The organism is Drancourtella sp. An12 (assembly GCF_002160935.1).
Taxonomy (GTDB): domain Bacteria; phylum Bacillota; class Clostridia; order Lachnospirales; family Lachnospiraceae; genus Sellimonas; species Sellimonas catena.
On sequence record NZ_NFLO01000001.1, the window covers coordinates 268552 to 285673 of the forward strand.

The 17122-nt window shown below is 48.5% G+C and carries 23 protein-coding genes; all 23 read left to right on the plus strand.

The features are described 5' to 3' along the window. Positions 1-48 precede the first annotated feature (48 nt). The 23 genes from B5E64_RS01285 to B5E64_RS01400 all read left to right on the plus strand — a co-directional run bounded on the left by B5E64_RS01285 (position 49) and on the right by B5E64_RS01400 (position 17103). The gene (locus B5E64_RS01285; RefSeq protein WP_087166712.1) at positions 49-369 is read left to right on the plus strand and encodes a DeoR family transcriptional regulator; all 321 of its coding nucleotides are present in this window, start codon (positions 49-51) and stop codon (positions 367-369) included. A gap of 54 nt (positions 370-423) precedes the next feature. Then, the gene (locus B5E64_RS01290; protein WP_087166713.1) at positions 424-819 is read left to right on the plus strand and encodes a DUF4406 domain-containing protein; all 396 of its coding nucleotides are present in this window, start codon (positions 424-426) and stop codon (positions 817-819) included. 15 nt (positions 820-834) lie between these two features. Then, positions 835-1122, plus strand: a complete 288-nt coding sequence (locus B5E64_RS01295) for a hypothetical protein (protein ID WP_087166714.1) — start codon at positions 835-837, stop codon at positions 1120-1122. Continuing rightward, a complete protein-coding gene (locus tag B5E64_RS01300; protein WP_087166715.1) occupies positions 1122-2252 on the plus strand; it encodes a DUF2800 domain-containing protein in 1131 nt (376 codons plus the stop codon). Before B5E64_RS01295 ends, B5E64_RS01300 begins: the two co-directional genes overlap by 1 nt. A 3-nt stretch (positions 2253-2255) precedes the next feature. Continuing rightward, complete coding sequence (locus tag B5E64_RS01305) at positions 2256-2798, plus strand: DUF2815 family protein (protein WP_087166716.1); 543 nt, start codon at positions 2256-2258, stop codon at positions 2796-2798. An 87-nt stretch (positions 2799-2885) separates the two neighbouring features. After that, the gene (locus B5E64_RS01310) at positions 2886-4823 is read left to right on the plus strand and encodes a DNA polymerase (protein ID WP_087166717.1); all 1938 of its coding nucleotides are present in this window, start codon (positions 2886-2888) and stop codon (positions 4821-4823) included. 13 nt (positions 4824-4836) lie between these two features. Continuing rightward, on the plus strand, positions 4837-5241 hold the full coding sequence (locus B5E64_RS01315) for a hypothetical protein (protein ID WP_087166718.1): 405 nt from the start codon (positions 4837-4839) through the stop codon (positions 5239-5241). Further along, positions 5241-7613, plus strand: coding sequence for a virulence-associated E family protein (locus B5E64_RS01320; RefSeq protein WP_343284034.1), 2373 nt, complete (start codon positions 5241-5243; stop codon positions 7611-7613). Before B5E64_RS01315 ends, B5E64_RS01320 begins: the two co-directional genes overlap by 1 nt. Before the next feature lie 231 nt (positions 7614-7844). Further along, positions 7845-8126: a VRR-NUC domain-containing protein gene (locus B5E64_RS01325; protein WP_087166719.1), complete on the plus strand. Its 282-nt coding sequence runs from the start codon at positions 7845-7847 to the stop codon at positions 8124-8126. Beyond that, positions 8107-9450, plus strand: a complete 1344-nt coding sequence (locus tag B5E64_RS01330) for a DEAD/DEAH box helicase (RefSeq protein ID WP_087166720.1) — start codon at positions 8107-8109, stop codon at positions 9448-9450. Before B5E64_RS01325 ends, B5E64_RS01330 begins: the two co-directional genes overlap by 20 nt. Positions 9451-9453: 3 nt before the next feature. Beyond that, entirely contained in the window at positions 9454-9945 is a 492-nt protein-coding gene (locus B5E64_RS01335; RefSeq protein ID WP_087166721.1) for a hypothetical protein, read from the plus strand. A gap of 10 nt (positions 9946-9955) precedes the next feature. Continuing rightward, the gene (locus tag B5E64_RS01340; protein WP_343284031.1) at positions 9956-10327 is read left to right on the plus strand and encodes a type II toxin-antitoxin system PemK/MazF family toxin; all 372 of its coding nucleotides are present in this window, start codon (positions 9956-9958) and stop codon (positions 10325-10327) included. A 111-nt stretch (positions 10328-10438) separates the two neighbouring features. Then, complete coding sequence (locus tag B5E64_RS01345) at positions 10439-10696, plus strand: hypothetical protein (protein ID WP_087166723.1); 258 nt, start codon at positions 10439-10441, stop codon at positions 10694-10696. Between the two features lie 48 nt (positions 10697-10744). Then, positions 10745-10954 (plus strand): hypothetical protein, encoded by a 210-nt coding sequence (locus tag B5E64_RS01350; RefSeq protein WP_087166724.1) that lies wholly within the window; start codon positions 10745-10747, stop codon positions 10952-10954. 173 nt (positions 10955-11127) lie between these two features. After that, complete coding sequence (locus B5E64_RS01355; protein WP_087166725.1) at positions 11128-11310, plus strand: hypothetical protein; 183 nt, start codon at positions 11128-11130, stop codon at positions 11308-11310. Then, positions 11300-11683 carry an HNH endonuclease signature motif containing protein gene (locus B5E64_RS01360; protein WP_087166726.1) on the plus strand — a complete coding sequence of 128 codons (384 nt, stop codon included), beginning with the start codon at positions 11300-11302 and terminating at the stop codon, positions 11681-11683. Before B5E64_RS01355 ends, B5E64_RS01360 begins: the two co-directional genes overlap by 11 nt. A 258-nt stretch (positions 11684-11941) precedes the next feature. Beyond that, on the plus strand, positions 11942-12421 hold the full coding sequence (locus B5E64_RS01365; protein WP_087166727.1) for an RNA polymerase subunit sigma-70: 480 nt from the start codon (positions 11942-11944) through the stop codon (positions 12419-12421). Between the two features lie 5 nt (positions 12422-12426). Then, positions 12427-13677, plus strand: a complete 1251-nt coding sequence (locus tag B5E64_RS01370; RefSeq protein ID WP_087166926.1) for a site-specific DNA-methyltransferase — start codon at positions 12427-12429, stop codon at positions 13675-13677. Positions 13678-13762: 85 nt separating this feature from the next. Further along, the gene (locus B5E64_RS01375) at positions 13763-14578 is read left to right on the plus strand and encodes a phage terminase small subunit P27 family (RefSeq protein ID WP_204247042.1); all 816 of its coding nucleotides are present in this window, start codon (positions 13763-13765) and stop codon (positions 14576-14578) included. After that, on the plus strand, positions 14575-15024 hold the full coding sequence (locus B5E64_RS01380) for a hypothetical protein (protein WP_087166728.1): 450 nt from the start codon (positions 14575-14577) through the stop codon (positions 15022-15024). Before B5E64_RS01375 ends, B5E64_RS01380 begins: the two co-directional genes overlap by 4 nt. 153 nt (positions 15025-15177) lie before the next feature. Beyond that, positions 15178-16128, plus strand: coding sequence for an amidoligase family protein (locus B5E64_RS01385; RefSeq protein WP_087166729.1), 951 nt, complete (start codon positions 15178-15180; stop codon positions 16126-16128). Between the two features lie 88 nt (positions 16129-16216). Further along, positions 16217-16681 (plus strand): gamma-glutamylcyclotransferase family protein, encoded by a 465-nt coding sequence (locus B5E64_RS01390; protein ID WP_087166730.1) that lies wholly within the window; start codon positions 16217-16219, stop codon positions 16679-16681. A gap of 212 nt (positions 16682-16893) precedes the next feature. Then, positions 16894-17103 carry a hypothetical protein gene (locus tag B5E64_RS01400; RefSeq protein WP_087166732.1) on the plus strand — a complete coding sequence of 70 codons (210 nt, stop codon included), beginning with the start codon at positions 16894-16896 and terminating at the stop codon, positions 17101-17103. The last annotated feature ends 19 nt before the right edge of the window (positions 17104-17122 follow it).

Consider the following 17122-nt stretch of genomic DNA (forward strand, 5'->3'; position numbering starts at 1 on the left):
TAACCAATAAATTAAAGCCACGGAGCAAGGGAAAGGAGGTGTGACACGATGAGACCCAATGAACGAAGGGCGGCGATCTTCGATGCACTGTGCATTAGACGCCAGGATACAGTAGAAAATCTGGCGTCTGAGTTTGGCGTGAGTGAGAAAACCATCCGGCGTGATATTGAGGAACTATCGTGTTCATACCCAATTGAGACAGTTCGTGGCAGATATGGTGGCGGTGTGAAGGTAGCAGATTGGTACCATCAAAACCGGAAGACGCTCTCACCGGAACAGGCAGAACTTTTGAAAAGGCTGGCCCCCTCTTTGGAAGGAAATGACCTTGATGTTATGAACAGTATCATTTCCCAATTTTCTCCCTATTAAATCCAGAATACGGGAACACCCCCGAATGATTATGAAAGGTACAGGTGAATGACGATGAAAAAAATTTATATTTGTTCTCCCTATCGTGGTGATGTTGAGAGGAATGTAGCGCTTGCAAAAGCCCATGCTCGGTTTGCGGCCCGTTGCGGATATTGCCCTGTGGTTCCGCATTTGATGTATCCGCAGTTTCTAAAGGATTCTGATCCGGATGAGCGGATTCTCGGTATTACGCTCGGTGTAGAATTGATGAAGATTTGCGATGAGGTGTGGATTTTTGAAAGCACAATCAGTAATGGTATGGCGTTTGAATTGGAGCATGCCAGCAAGCTGGGAATTCCGGTACGCCTCTACTCTGATGATGGCAGCCGGATTTATCCGGAAACCATGATGATTGATGACCGCATCACGGATGCGTTCCGTCAGGCAGTATACAAACTGAGATTTGCTTAAGAAAGGATGTCACATATGAATGAAATTTATAAGACCCTCGCAGAAGGGTATGAAAAGCTGGCCGCTGGTTATCGTGCTTTGGCAGAAGACCAGAAGGATGAAAAAGTAGAGATGGCTGTTCCGGCTGAACCAGAGAAGAAAGAAATTTCCATTGAAGAAGTGCGGGCAGTTTTGGCAGCCAAGACTCAGGCTGGAAAGCGCCGGGAAGTGAAAGAACTGCTTTTGAAATATGATTCCGGGAAACTCTCTGGCGTGAAGCCGGAAAACTATGCAGCCCTTATGACTGATGCGGAGGCGCTCTGATGGGCGCTCATGCAAGGTTCTCTCCATCGGCGGCAAACCGCCTCATCCATTGCCCACCTTCTCTGGTGCTGGGCGAGGCATTTCAGGATGAGGAGAGTCCTTATGAGGCAGAAGGTTCCGCTGGCCATGCACTGGCAGAACATCTGATCAAAAAGCACCTGAAGCAGCAAACTCGCCGTCCGGTCTCTGATTACTATTCCGATGATCTGTTAGAAGCGGTAGATGATTATGTCAGTTTCGTAGTCGGTGAAATCGAAGCTGCCCGGAAGGAATGCCCTGATCCGATTTTCTCTGTAGAACAGAGGGTGGACGTTTCTGATTATGTGCCGGATTGCTTTGGCACAGCGGATATGGTGATCGTGACGGACAAGCTGGTACACATCATTGATCTGAAGCTGGGAAAAGGCGTTCCGGTGTATGCGGAGAAAAATCCACAGCTGATGATCTATGGGCTTGGCATTCTCGATATGGCCGAGATGCTCTTTCCGATAGAGACTGTTCGTCTGACCATTTTTCAGCCGAGACTTTCTAATTCCAGCACATGGGAGATTGCTCCAGAGGATCTGAAAGCATGGGGAAATGAAGTGCTGCGACCCGCCGGAAAATTGGCCCTGAAAGGCGAAGGATACCTAAGCGCTGGAAGCTGGTGTCGGTTCTGCAAAGCACGATTTACCTGCAGGCAGAGAGCTAAGGAAAATCTGAAGCTGGCCCAGATGGAGTTTAAGGAACCTGCACTTCTTACAGATGAAGAAATAGCGGAAGTGCTGAAGCAGGCGGATGAACTTTCTAAATGGGCAGCAGATATCTATGCCTACGCACAGGATCAGGCGATTGTCCATCATAAGCAGTGGGACGGTTTCAAGCTGGTAATGGGAAAGAGCAATCGGAAATACACCTCGGAAGAAGAGGTGGCTGCTGCCGCAAAAGCTGCAGGCTATACCGATATTTATAAACACACACTGCTGGGAATTACCGATATGGAGCGCCTGATGGGCAAAAAGGAGTTTTCCCGTATCCTCGGCGCTTTGGTGTATAAGCCCGCTGGGAAGATAACGCTTGTACCAGAGTCGGACAAGCGGGAAGCCATTCAAACATCAACCGCAGAAGCGGATTTTCAGAAGGAGGACTAACCTATGTCTAAAAATATGAACCCTACAAAAGTAATCGTACCCTGCCGTTTTTCCTATCTGCACTGTTGGGAGCCGGATTCCGTCAATGGCGGCGATCCCAAGTATAGTGTCTCGGCCATTATTCCGAAGAGCGACACGAAAACCATCAACGCTATCAAGGCTGCCGTAGAGCAGGCCAAGAAGGACTCCATTTCCAAATGGGGTGGGAAGATCCCGACCAATCTGAAGCAGCCTCTTCGGGATGGTGATATCGATCGCCCGGATGATGAAGCCTATGCGAACAGCTATTTCTTCAATGCGAACAGCCGTCAGGCACCTCAGGTGGTGGATTCCCATGTACAGCCGATTCTGGATCAGAGCGAAGTGTATTCCGGCTGTTATGGAAAGATCAGTGTGACCTTCTACGGATATAACTCCAACGGAAACCGTGGGATCGCAGCTGGACTCGGCAATATCCAGAAACTTCGTGACGGGGAGAGCCTTGGTGGACGCACCACAGCAGCAGAAGATTTTGAAACGGAAGAAGACGAGGATTTCCTTTCTTGATTATATTGGCGGGTGGTTTTCCACCCGTCTCTACATAAAAATATCCATTTGTTTGAAACAATTTTGCAAATAAAGGAGGGAAATTTTATGCCTATCCTGTCAATAGATATTGAAACTTATTCGGATGTGGATCTAACCAAATGCGGCGTGTATGCCTATTCGGACAGTCCTAATTTTGAAATTTTACTCTTTGCTTATGCATTTGATGAGAAGCCGACTCAGATTGTGGATTTTGCCTGTGGAGAACAGCTTCCAGAGAGGGTACTGGCTGCTTTGGAAGATCCGGCAGTTACAAAAGTAGCGTTTAACGCTCAGTTTGAGCGTACCTGTATCTCTAAGTATCTGGGACGGAGATTCTCCCCTTTTGGATGGCAGTGTACGGCCGTCCAGTCTGCCATGCTTGCCCTTCCCCTTTCCTTGGATAACGTGGGTGAAGTCCTGAATATTCAGAGAAAAAAGCTGAAGGAAGGTACTGACCTTGTCCGGTTCTTCTCCATGCCATGTAAGCCCACGATAGCCAACGGTGGCCGGACTCGGAACCGGCCAGAGGACGCACCGGAGAAATGGGAACGGTTCAAAACTTACTGCATCCGGGATGTGGATGCGGAGCGGGAGATCCGGCAGAAACTGTGGAAATTTCCAATCCCGAAATCGGAGATGGAACTGTACCGGATGGATCAGGAGATCAATGATCGGGGGATTCTGGTGGATCAACAGCTGGTGGAGAATGCAGTTCTCTGTGATAACCAGTACCGCCAGATGGTCATGACCAGAGCCTATGAACTGACCGGGCTTTCCAATCCCAACTCCCCGGCGCAGATTAAGGGTTGGCTTTCCGAGCATGGCGTGGAAGCGGAGAAGCTGGATAAAAAGACGGTCAAAGGGTTGATTTCGGAAACGGATGGAGAAGTACTGGAAGTATTGAAACTCCGGCTTTTGATGGCAAAGACCAGTGTAAAAAAGTATGAAGCCATTGAGCGCTCCGTCTGCTCGGACGGTCGGGTGCATGGCCTGCTCCAATTTTATGGAGCGAACCGCACGGGGCGCTGGGCCGGACGCTTGGTGCAGGTACAAAACCTCCCCCAGAACCACATCCCGGATTTGGAGCTTGCCCGTACCCTTGTGAAAGAACAGCGCTTTGAAGATCTGGATCTGCTATACGATTCCACGCCAGAGGTTCTGTCGGAACTGATCCGGACGGCCTTTGTACCAAAGCCCGGATGCCGGTTTATCGTAGCAGATTTTTCAGCAATTGAGGCAAGAGTCCTGGCGTGGTTCGCCGGGGAGCAGTGGCGGCTGGATACTTTCGCAGAGGGCGGAGATATTTATTGCGCTTCCGCATCGAAGATGTTCGGCGTCCCGGTGGTGAAACATGGCGTGAATGGGCATCTCCGCCAGAAGGGAAAAATCGCCGAGTTGGCACTGGGATACGGCGGTGCTGTGGGAGCGCTCACCTCGATGGGGGCATTGGATATGGGACTTCAGGAGGAAGAACTGCAGCCGCTGGTGAGCCAGTGGAGAAATTCTAATCCACATATCACAAAGTTCTGGTGGGAGGTGGATACAGCGGCAGTAAAGGCCGTGAAGGAGCGGACGGAGGTGGCAATGGGAAAACTGTGTTTTACTTACCGATCCGGCATCTTATTTGTCACCCTCCCCTCTGGCCGGAAGCTCTCTTATATCAAGCCCCGGATAACACAGAACCGCTTTGGAAGGGAGAGCCTTTCCTATGAGGGTGTCGGGGAAAGCAAAAAGTGGATGCGGATTGAAACATACGGCCCGAAGCTGGTGGAGAACATCGTGCAGGCTACGGCCCGTGATCTTTTGGCGCTGGCCATGCTCCGGCTTAGGAATCAAGGATTTGACATTGTGATGCATATCCACGATGAGGCTGTATTGGAAGTCCCAGAGGGCGTCTCCGGGGTAGAGGAGATCTGCAAGATCATGTCGGAGCAGCCGGATTGGGCGGCGGGCCTGCCCCTCCGTGCGGACGGTTACGAGTGTGCGTTTTATAAAAAAGATTAGAGGAGGATGCGCTATGGGGATCAGTTATAAGAATGGATCAGGATGTCCCGATCCGACAGCCTATTATGCTGTACAGCATATGGAAGCGGAAGAAAAGAGATTACACATCCGGTATCCGACCGGGCAGATGGTTTTGGAAATTGAGCGTTTCTTCCCCTGTACCGTTGCAAAAGCAAAGAAACTCTCTCTGTTGCTCCGGCGGTACTGTGAAAAATCAGAAAAGGAAAAACTGCGGCAGTTTCTGGTGAAACAAGAGATGAATTACCGCTCCCGGATAAAGGCGTATCAGAACCGGGAGAAAAAGACGGAAGATGAATCGGAAAAGCGGGAACTGCAGCGCTGTATCCGGGAGTGTGAAAGGATACTGCGGAGGATAGGAAGAAACATGGAAATCTTGATGGAGGAGGGAACCGAATGATCCGACTGAGTATTGGTAACTCCAGAATGGAGAAACACTGGAACCTTGTGGAGATGGAATTGTCCGAGTTTAGAGACCGGATCTTCCGCACCCAGAGGACTGCCGAGACGGTGGAGCAGTACCGGAAGCTGGGGAAAGCGAAGCAGGATGAGATTAAGGATGTGGGTGGTTTTGTCCTTGGCACATTAAAGGGCGGCCGCCGGAAGAAGGACTGTGTGATTACCCGGTCGGGGCTGTCGCTGGATATGGACTATGCAACAGAAGATATCATCGATCAGATCGAGATGTTCTTTTCTTTTCAGTGTTATGTGTATTCCACGCATAAGCATACACCGGAAAAGCCAAGACTCCGTCTCATCATCCCTCTGTCCCGTGAGGTGACACCGGATGAGTACTGCGCTGTTTCCAGAAAAGTTGCGGAAGAGATCGGGATTGAACTGTTTGATGATACCACTTATGAGCCGAGCAGGCTGATGTACTGGCCTTCCACCTCTTCCGATGGGGAGTTCGTGTTCCGGGAGATCACGGGAGACCTGCTCGATCCGGATAAGGTTCTTGCTAAATACACGGACTGGCACAATACAGCGGAGTGGCCAGTGTCCAAACGGCAGCAGACCATTGTCCGCAGGGATATGAAAAAACAGGCTGATCCTCTGGAAAAGCCGGGAGTGGTCGGAGCGTTCTGCCGTGCCTACAGTATCACGGAAGCGATGGATACTTTCCTGACCGATGTGTATAAACACAGCGCTATGTCCGGCCGATATGACTACATTCCTGCTGACTCGCAGGCCGGTGTCGTGATCTATGAAGACCGTTTCGCATACAGCCACCATGCCACTGATCCGGCCTGTGGAAAACTGATGAATGCGTTTGATGTTGTCCGTATTCACAAGTTTGGAGGATTGGATGCAAAGGCAAGTGAAGATACCGATCCGGCGAAGCTGCCATCCTTTAAGGCCATGCAGGAATTTGCTATCCAAGATCAGCGGGTGAAAGCCCAGCTTGCCAAGGAGCGGACGGAGGCGGCGCAGGCCGAGTTTACGGAGGAAGATGCAGAGAACTGGCAGACTCTTCTGGAATTGGACAAGCAGGGTAAGGTAAAAGACACGCTTACCAATATTGCCCTGATTCTTCGGTACGACCCGAAGTTGAAGAACATCGTCTTCAACGAGTTTAAGTGCATGGTGGATGTGATTGGGCCATTGCCGTGGCGGCAGGTGAAACCCGGCTGGGGTGATACGGATCTTTCCTGTGCCAAGCTGTATTTTGAGCGTGTCTATGGGATCTGGTCACCGACAAAGTTTAAGGACGCCTTGCTGGCCGTGGTATCTGCGGAGAGGCTCTATCACCCCATCAAAGAATACTTTTCTACCCTGCAGTGGGACGGGACAGAGCGGCTGGATACACTCTTGATCGACTATCTGGGTGCGGAAGATACAACCTACATCCGTGCTGTTACCCGGAAAACCTTTACCGCTGCGGTAGCCAGAGTGTATGAACCGGGGATCAAGTTTGATTCCATCCTTGTGCTGAACGGCCCGCAGGGGATCGGGAAATCTACCCTGTTTGCCCTGCTGGGAAAAGACTGGTATTCAGACAGCCTTTCCATTTCTGATATGAAAGATAAGACCGCCGCTGAGAAGCTGCAGGGATATTGGATTCTGGAACTGGGAGAGCTGGCCGGGATCAAGAAGGTGGATGTGGAGACCGTGAAATCTTTTGTTACCAGAACGGATGATAAGTTCCGGCAGTCCTATGGCGTGGCTGTGGAGAGTCATCCCAGATCCTGCATCATTGTGGGAAGTACCAACTCCGAGGGAGGCTTTCTGCGGGACATTACCGGGAACCGGCGCTTCTGGCCGGTACATGTTTCCGGGCATGGCCGGTTCCACCCGTGGGAACTGCAGGAGGTGGATCAGGTCTGGGCAGAGGCATTGGAGCGTTATCACAATGGAGAGGAATTGTATCTGAAAGGCCGGGTGGCGGCAGATGCTTATGTCATGCAGCAGGATGCGATGGAGTCCGATGACCGGGAAGGCGTGATCGCAGAGTATCTGGAGACGCTGCTCCCTGCGAACTGGGATCGGATGGATCTATACCAGCGGAGAAGTTTCCTCGGCGGCAGCGAGTTTGATGGTACGCCCACGGCGGGAACCGTGCGCCGGGAGAAGGTCTGCATCATGGAAATCTGGTGTGAGTGCTTTGGAAAGGAGCGCCAGAACCTGAAACGGACGGATTCCTATGAGGTGGAATCCATCCTGATGAAGATTGGTGGCTGGGAGCCGATACAGGGACTCAAAAGCGGAAAAACCCGTTTTCCCCTTTATGGCCCACAGAAGACATTCGTGCGATGCAAGGAACAGCCGGATTAAGTTGGGAACGTTCCGTTGTATCTTTGGAGACTCAGGGAACACAGGTCTGGAACAGGCAAAACCCCTTTGAAATCAAGCGGTTGGCGATAGCCTGTTCCTATGTTCCTAAGAAAAACCATATTGAGGATAAAAGATAGAAAAATATATAGAAATAGGCACACGTATATACGTGTACGCGCGTATAGGATTTTTGGTACTGGGAACAGCACTAAGGAACAGGAGGTTTTTTTCGTGAGGGAAAGTGTCGTAGAAAAGAAGTTCGCTGCGGAGGTAAAAAAGCGTGGTGGGCTGGCTGTCAAATTCGTCTCCCCCGGATTCAATGGGGTGCCCGACCGCTTGGTTCTCTTCCCCGGAGGAAGGATGGCCTTTGTGGAATTGAAGGCTCCGGGAGAAACCATGCGGCCCTTGCAGCAGTACCGGGCAAGGCAGCTGGCCGCATTGGGCTTTCGTGTTTATACCGTGGATCGCAAAGAAATGATTGGAGGGATTTTGGATGAAATACAGACCACATAACTATCAACAGTACGCAGCAGATTTTATTCTGGAACATCCGGTTTGCTGTCTGATGCTGGATATGGGACTTGGGAAAACGGTGATCACGCTTTCTGCCCTGTGGGAACTGGCATTGGATCGTTTTGATATCGGGAAAATTTTAGTGATTGCTCCAAAGCGTGTGGCCACGGACACTTGGCCGAAGGAGCTACAGAAATGGGAGCATTTAACAGGGCTGACCGCTTCACTGGTTGTGGGGAATCAGAAACAACGGGAAGAAGCTCTTGCCAGTCCGGCATTTTTATATATCATCAATCGGGAAAATGTCAGCTGGCTGGTGCAAAACCACCGTTGGGATTTTGATACGGTGGTCATTGATGAATTATCCAGCTTCAAATCGAATAAAGCAGAACGGTTCAAAGCCATGAAAAAGGTGCGCCCTCTGGTGAACCGGGTGATCGGTCTGACCGGGACACCGGCCCCCAATTCCCTTCTGGATCTCTGGCCCCAGATGTATCTTCTGGACATGGGGCAGCGGCTGGGCAGATTTATCACCGGATATCGGGAGCGGTTCTTCAAACCGGATAAAAGAAACCGGGAGATCATCTATAGTTACAAACCCCGTGAGGGAGCAGAGCAAGCCATCTATTCCCTGATCTCGGATATCTGCATCTCGATGAAGGCTGTGGATTATCTGGATATGCCGGAATGTATCTACAATCGGGTGAAGGTGGAGATGAACCGGAGAGAGAAAAAAATCTATGATAACTTCTGTCGGGATATGGTAGTGCAGATCGGAGAGGAAGAACTGGATGCGGTCAGCGCAGGTGCTTTGTCCAATAAACTTTTACAGATGGCCAATGGTGCCGTGTATAACAGCGACCGGAAAGTCCTCCCGATCCATGACCGGAAGCTGGATGCTCTGGAGGATCTGGTGGAAGCGGCCAATGGAAAACCACTGCTAGTAGCCTTTTGGTACAAGCATGATCTTTCCCGTATCCGGGAGAGATTCCCGGCGGCTCGGCGCATCGACACTTCGGAAGATATCACGGATTGGAATGCCGGGAAGATCCCTTTAGCACTGATCCATCCAGCCTCTGCCGGACATGGGTTGAATCTTCAAGAGGGTGGCTGCACTATCGTCTGGTTTGGGCTGACATGGTCTCTGGAGCTATACCAACAGCTGAATGCCAGACTCTGGAGACAAGGACAGAAACACACGGTGGTGATCCACCATATCATCACTAAGGATACCCATGACGAGGATGTGATGAAGGCTCTGGAGAATAAAGATATGCGGCAGTCTAGTTTGATAGAAGCTGTCCGTGCAAGGATTGGAGGGTAAGTGATGAGTGAAAGGATAGAAAAAATCATAAAGGAATATCATCGGATGAAGAAGGAGCGAAACTGTCTGGAGCATCAGATCCGGAATTTCAGAGGGATTTCTGAGAAGGAGATGATCGACTCCATGAACTTTCATTCCCCGGAAGGTGAACGGGTTCAGACCAGCAATATTTCCAATAAGCCCGCCTCGATTGCACTGAATTATCATGAACGTATGGAGCGGATCAATCAGGAGTGGTATGAACATCTGGAAAAACAGTATCTGATGCTGGATGAAGAAATCAGGTTCTTTGAGGCGGCGCTGTCAGCCTTAAGTGGCTATCTACCGGAATTTATGGCAGACATGGTGGTTAACGGTTGCACGTGGGATTATCTGTGTGAGCATTATCATATCTCCCGGACGATGGTGGCAAAGAACCGCCGGAAAGCGATCCGGGAACTGGAGGAACTGTATGCGCAGCGAGATGCCGAGATGGTGTCCTATATGCTGAGTTAAGGAGGCGAATATGATGGAATGCAGACGAGGCGATATTTATTTTGTGGACTTTGGCAGAGATACTGAGAGTAGCCTGCAGTGCGGTATCCGCCCGGCTCTTGTGGTCAGCAATAACCGGGCGAATGAAAATTCCCCGGTGATTACGGTAATCCCTCTGACAGGGAGAACATATAAAAGGCCTCACTTCCCTACCCATGTGCTGATCCCGAAGACTTCTGGTACCGGACTAGCCAGAAACAGTATGGCGCTGGCGGAGCAGGTCAGCACTATTGACAAGTCTTGCCTCATGGAGAAAAAAGGAAGTGTTACAGATATGGAAATTATGGCTACTGTTACAAAGGCATTACAGATACAGATTGGAGCTGTGGAGAGATATAATTGATTGCTTTACTTTCAGAGATGCACTTGGTATTATAATAGTAAGCTTGGAATTTGTATTTAATCTGTTATCTATATAATAATTAGCAAAATAAAGAGATGAAGGGAGAAAAGTATGCCGTATAACTATAAGGGAGATTTATACAAAGGAGAAATTGTTAAAAAATTACAGGACATGGGATATAATGTTAAGAGCGTAAATGCTTTAAATAAGATTATGGAAAAAATGGGATTGTTAGTTCATTATGGTAATGGGTGGGGAACTACTGATAAAGGTGCTAGGTTCTCAATGTGGCATAAAGGTGTATTGAATTCTGATGCATGGCACCCTGAAATTGTTGACGAAATCGTTAAATATTTAAAGAATAACTAGTATTCGATGAACAAAATGCTAAGTTGTATAATTGAAAGGATGGTAGAAATGAAAAATTATACTGTGGCTTCTAAGATTACATTAGGAATATGCTTTTGTTTCATTATTTGTGCTGTGGTAAATGGATTTACTGGATTTATAAATACAAGAATCTCAATTGGTGCAACACTAATCTGCATTATTGGGTTTAGTATAGCCATATTTGCGATTACAATAATGGAGAATGAAAGGCAAAAGAGAAAAGCAAACGAATCTTAAATTGTTCTGCTAATTGGTTTACTAAAGGTGTACTGTTTTTTCAGATCCTCTGTGCTATCATTATAATTGCCGAAATAAGACAGGGCTTGGAGTGCAAACTTCAGGTCCTTTTTTCGTGGCCGGGCGGGGCTTTATCCTTTCACCCGTCTGTACATAGAAGGGAGTGGAAGCGTATGGATACAGAGAAGATGCGGGCAGCATTGTTATATCTGAAGAAAAAGAAGCCGGAACTGACCGTGCAGCAGTACCGCACGATCAAAGGGCAGATCCTTGCCGGTGATGAGGATGGTGCGATCCGTGGCATTGACCGGGTGGTGGAACGGAACCGGAGAGGATGTGGGTATCATGCCATGTAGGCCGAACACCCCGTGCAAGCATCCGGGCTGCGGCAAGCTGGTTCCCTACGGCACCCTGTACTGTGAGGAACACAAACCCTTCCACCAGCACGACAGGAAGACTACCAGTGAGAAAGGATACGGGAGCCGCTGGCAGAAGGCAAGGGCTGTGTACCTGCGGTCTCATCCCCTTTGTGTGAGGTGCCTTGCCAAAGGACGTTATGTGAAGGCAACGGTTGTGGATCATATCATTCCTCATCGGGGAGATCGGAAATTGTTCTGGGATCGGGACAATTGGCAGGCTCTTTGCAAATCCTGCCACGATTCCAAAACGATGACAGAGGACAGATACGAGGAATTTCACTACCCGGAGGGGCGGTCGAAATCTCTGTGACTTTGCTGCCAAAAGACCGGCGCCCCCTCAAACGTGAATTTCTGCGAAATTAAAGAGGGGGGATACCTGCCGGGGCAAAGAAAATACGAAAAATTTTTGACAGGCGGCGAGAAAAGATGCGGATTTCCTGCATCTGAGCTGCTTGCCAAACAGAATATCATTTGCCAAAAAGTTAAATTTTAGGCTGGGAAACTTATCCGCAAAGGTGGGTTTTCCAGCTTTTTCTTTTGAAACCATTTAGCGAAAGGATGTGAAGCAATGACCGATTTTCAGGCAAAACAGATACGGGAATTACGGCTTCGGGGCGCTGGATATAAATCCATTGCTTCCGCTGTCGGACTTTCCAGAGATACTGTCCGGAATTATTGTAAGAGTCACGGACTGGACGGATACGCCTCTGCCCTTGTTTTGAATGTGAAAGAACAGATGGAAAGCGGAACGGCGTGTCTTTGCTGCGGCAAAGAACTGATCCAGCCTTCCACCGGAAGGAAACGGAAGTTCTGCTCAGACAAATGCAGGCGGGAATGGTGGTCAGCCCATCCGGAAGCTATCAAGCGGAAAGAGACCGCTTTTTATGAAGCAACCTGCGCTTATTGTGAGAAAACATTCCGGTCATATGGAAATAAGAACCGCCGGTACTGCTCCCATGAATGTTATGTGAGGGATCGGTTCTGGAGGAAAGAAGAAGGACGGGAGCCTTATGTCGGCCCCGATGATCGTAAGGAGGTACAGGCATGAGTGCGATGGAATGGAAAACCTTGCCCGTGGACGCTTTGCGTCCGGCGGCATACAATCCCCGTAAAAAACTGAAAGCCGGGGATAAGGAATATGAGAAGATTAAAAACTCTATTTTGGAATTTGGCTATGTGGAGCCGATCATTGTCAATTATGATATGACCGTGATCGGCGGACACCAGCGTCTGACGGTGCTGAAAGACTTGGGATATACAGAAGTCCAGTGCGTTGTGGTTCATATTGAAGATGAGCATAAGGTAAAAGCGTTGAATATCGCCCTGAATAAGATTACGGGTGCTTGGAATGAGGAACTGCTGGCAGACTTGCTGGTGGATCTGCAAAGCGTGGACTTCAATACTGACCTGACGGGCTTTGAGGCTCCGGAGATCGAGCAGCTGTTTTCTAAAGTTCATAACAAGGACATTAAGGAAGATGACTTCGATGTAGAAGAAGAATTAAAAAATCCGCCGATCTCTCGGAAAGGTGATATCTGGTTCCTAGGCAGGCACCGTGTGATCTGTGGAGATTCTACGCTTCCAGAGACATACACGAAACTCATGGAAGGGCGGAGAGCCAATCTGGTTCTTACCGATCCGCCCTACAATGTAAATGTAGAAGAAACCGCTGGAAAGATCCAGAATGACAACATGCCGGATGAGGATTTCTATAAATTCCTGTTTGCAGCATTTGTAAATATGGAACAGAACATGGAAAATGATGCATCCATCTATATGTTCCATGCGGATTCCAAAGGACTGATCTTCCGGCAAGCGTTCCATGATGCCGGATTTTATCTGTCCGGCTGCTGTATCTGGAAGAAGAATGCTCTGGTATTGGGACGTTCCCCATACCAGTGGCAGCACGAGCCGTGCCTGTTTGGCTGGAAGGTCGGTGGGAAGCATCAGTGGTACTCCGACCGGAAGCAGACCACCATCTGGGAATATGACCGTCCGAAGTCCAGCAAGGAGCATCCGACCATGAAGCCAGTGGCACTGATGGCTTATCCGATCCAGAATTCCTGTATGAGCAATTGCATCGTTTTAGATCCATTTCTGGGATCTGGCTCTACCCTGATCGCCTGCGAAGAAACTGGGAGGATATGCTATGGGGTAGAGCTGGATGAAAAGTTTTGTGATGTGATTGTGAAGAGATATGTAGAGAAAACAGAGTCTGGTGATCAGGTATCTGTTCTCCGAGATGGTGAGAAGATCCCCTATTCACAGCTTTCTAAAGACGAGGAAGAAATCCCTCTGTTTTAATATCTTCGTAAAATGGAAAATAGGACTTGCTATTTTTGCCTTTTAGAGTGATTAATGTACTACCAAAACGAAGGAGGCAAAATCAATGAGGATTGAAACCAAAACAGACAACCGGAGAAAGATGGTGCAGGACATCGCAGAATTTACAGGAGAAGAACTGCACTATGTGGGGCCTCCCACCTTTTCCTACACAGTGGGCCGCCTTACCATTGACCGGGACGGCGTGATCACAAGCGAGACAGAGGAAGGAGAAGATTTTCTGACACAGTTTTTGCAGGAGAAAGGCTATCTGGAAGACCCTGTGGATGAAGTGAAAATTGAGATCCCGGCAGATACCGGAGAGGGGAAATTTTTGCAAAACTTACTTTTTATGATCCATGCACGGGCTTATTTGCTCAACCGGATCACAAGGTATGAGACCTTTGCGGTTAGCGATTCCCTGTTGGAAAAGCTGGAGCAGCTTTCGGAGGAGAATGCCGGGGAGAATTTACAGACCATTCTGTCAACGGATACGGCGGCCCTGAAGGGGCTTTCGGTGGAAGAAGGCAAAGTGATCTTTACTTTCCCCCTTTCGCCTGACAGTGCGAAAAATAAAGCATATTCCGAATTGGCGGCAAAGATTGTCACAAAAGCGAAGGAAGCCAAGAGAGTCAGCGCCACTCCGGTGGTGGAAGAGAATGAAAAATATTATCTTCGTATCTGGCTGGTACAGCTTGGCCTGGCTGGTACGGCGAATAAGGAGTCAAGGAAGGCTCTGCTGGCTGGTTTGAAAGGACACACGGCTTTCCGGACAAAAGAGGAGGCGGAAAAATTCAGCATTATCCAGAAGGAAAGGCGTGCCGCTGTGAAAGCAGCGCAAATGAACAATCAGGAAAGTGAAACGCTCGGAGGGAATGCATGATGGAAGATACCTTATCGAAAACGGCACAGGCAAAAAAACTTCTGCTTGAATTTTGGAGTGATTTTCAACCGCATTCCGTCCATGAGTTCCGGGATTATTTGAAGAAAAATAATATTACAATAGTTGACCGTACTCATATCAGCAGCGCTGTTTATACGGCAACCCAGCAAGACATCTTGGTACGTGTGGATCGGGGAAACTACCAGGCGGGAATAAACTTTCATGAAGATATAGAAATTCCTATGAAAAAGATGGCTGGTATCCAGTCTGTTCTCCTGCAGACAAAACGTGTGTTGTCCATTCCTATCAATATTGTGGAGCTTACCCCTAAAGAACGGGAACTGATACCAAGGCTACAGGAGTTATATCAGGAATGCGAAAGAATGTTGGAGGAACTGGAGAAAGATGAAGACGAAAATGAAGTTTCCAAAGGAAGAGATTGTTGATTGCATCCGTAAGCAACTGTAAAAACACACAAATTTTTTCGCTGAAGATTGTGCAATATATGCCTCAGAATTGACTTGCTATTATCGGCCTTCAGAGCGAATATGTGTACTACCAAAAGGGAAAACACACAAAACGAAATGGAGGATTTTATAATGAATGAGAAAGTTGCAAGACAGATTGAGGAAATGAAGAAACAGACCATCGGAGTTGAGGTGGAAATGAACAACATTACCAGAGAGAAAGCTGCAAGAGTGGCAGCCAGATACTTTGGAACCCATCGTTATGAGAACACTGCAAGCCGCAACGGATACAGCACATGGTCAGCATGGGATGCACAGGGCCGGGAATGGAAATTTCAGAAGGACGTCAGCATTGCAGGACTGGATAGCGAAAAATGCGAAATGGTTACTCCGATTTTGACCTACTCGGATATAGAAACTTTACAGGAACTGATCCGGCAGCTGCGCCACGCAGGAGCAAAGAGCGATGCCACCAGAGGATGCGGTGTTCACATCCATATCGGAGCCAAAGGCCATACACCGCAGACGCTCCGCAACCTGGCAAACATCATGGCCAGCCACGAAAGCCTGATTGCAGATGCTTTGAATCTTGATCATGGCAGGATGAGACGCTACTGCCGGACGGTTGATCCACGGTTTCTGGAACAGGTCAACCGCAGAAAGCCAACTACGATGACACAGCTTGCCGATATTTGGTACAGTAGCCACGATGCAAACTGCAGCAGGAGCCACCACTACAATGACAGCCGTTACCATATGCTAAACTACCATGCAACATTTACAAAAGGGACGGTCGAATTCCGGCTTTTCCAGTTCGATGAGCCCACAGGAGAACGCAGGGGCGGGCTTCACGCAGGACAGCTTAAGAGTTACATTCAGCTTTGCCTTGCACTGAGCCAGATGGCTAAGACTTTAAAAACAGCCAGCCCGAAACCACAGCAGAATGAAAATCCAAAATACGCCATGCGGACTTGGCTCCTCCGGCTGGGATTTATCGGGGATGAATTCAAAACTGCCAGGGAAATCCTGACGAAGAGACTGGCAGGAGATACAGCCTTTAGACACGGACGGGAAGCTGCTTGAAGGAATTAGCCTCCTGCCACCTTATGAACCGCTTCGGCGGTCTTAAGGTGGTAGAAGGGTAATCCCTTCGGAAAGGATGGATACTAAAATGAAAAAAAGATACTACATTGCTTATGGCAGCAACTTAAACATCCGGCAGATGAGGATGCGCTGCCCTTCTGCACGGATCATCGGGACTTCTGAGATCCCGGATTATGAATTGATTTTTAAAGGAAGTAAGACCGGATCTTATCTGACGATTGAGCCAAAGAAAGGCAGCTGGGTTCCGGTTGCAGCGTGGGAAGTAAGTGCCGAGGATGAGCAGGCGCTGGATCGCTATGAGGGATTTCCTACTTTTTATTACAAGAAAGAAATGCTCCTTCCGATCAAGGGAATCCGAAGCGGAAAAATCCGGCCGCGGAATACATTCGTGTACATCATGCATGAGAATAGAGTATTAGGCGTGCCGAGTAATTTTTATATGCAAACATGCTTAAGTGGCTATAAAAGTTTTGGGTTTGATCCTAAATTTTTGCATGAGGCCTATGACAGGAGCAGGGAGGTGGAAAGATGATCGGTTCAAAAAGATGGGCAAAGCAAAGCTGGCGCAGAGGCAGGGGGCCTTACAGTTTAAGGGGAGAATTAAAGTTTTCAATAAAAAAGAATAAGAGATATTTCAATCGGCAGGTTTGCCGTTGTACTACAGATCTGCCAAATGGAAATACATATCGGAAACTGGCAGGAGAAAAAGTGTGGGATTATGTAGTGTGATATAAGGAGTTCGTCATGAAAGAAATAAGTATTACCCAGATTAAAATCTGCCCACGATGCGGACAGGCATACTACGAGGCTCCTGCTCTTTCCAGAATAGATAATCAAACGCCGATCTGTCCGGATTGTGGAACAAGAGAAGCGTTGGAAAGTATGGATGTTGATCAGGAGGAGCAGGAAGTAATTCTTGCGATTATCCATCGCCAAAGAAGAAATTTATGCTAAGAAATTTTTTATAAAAAAT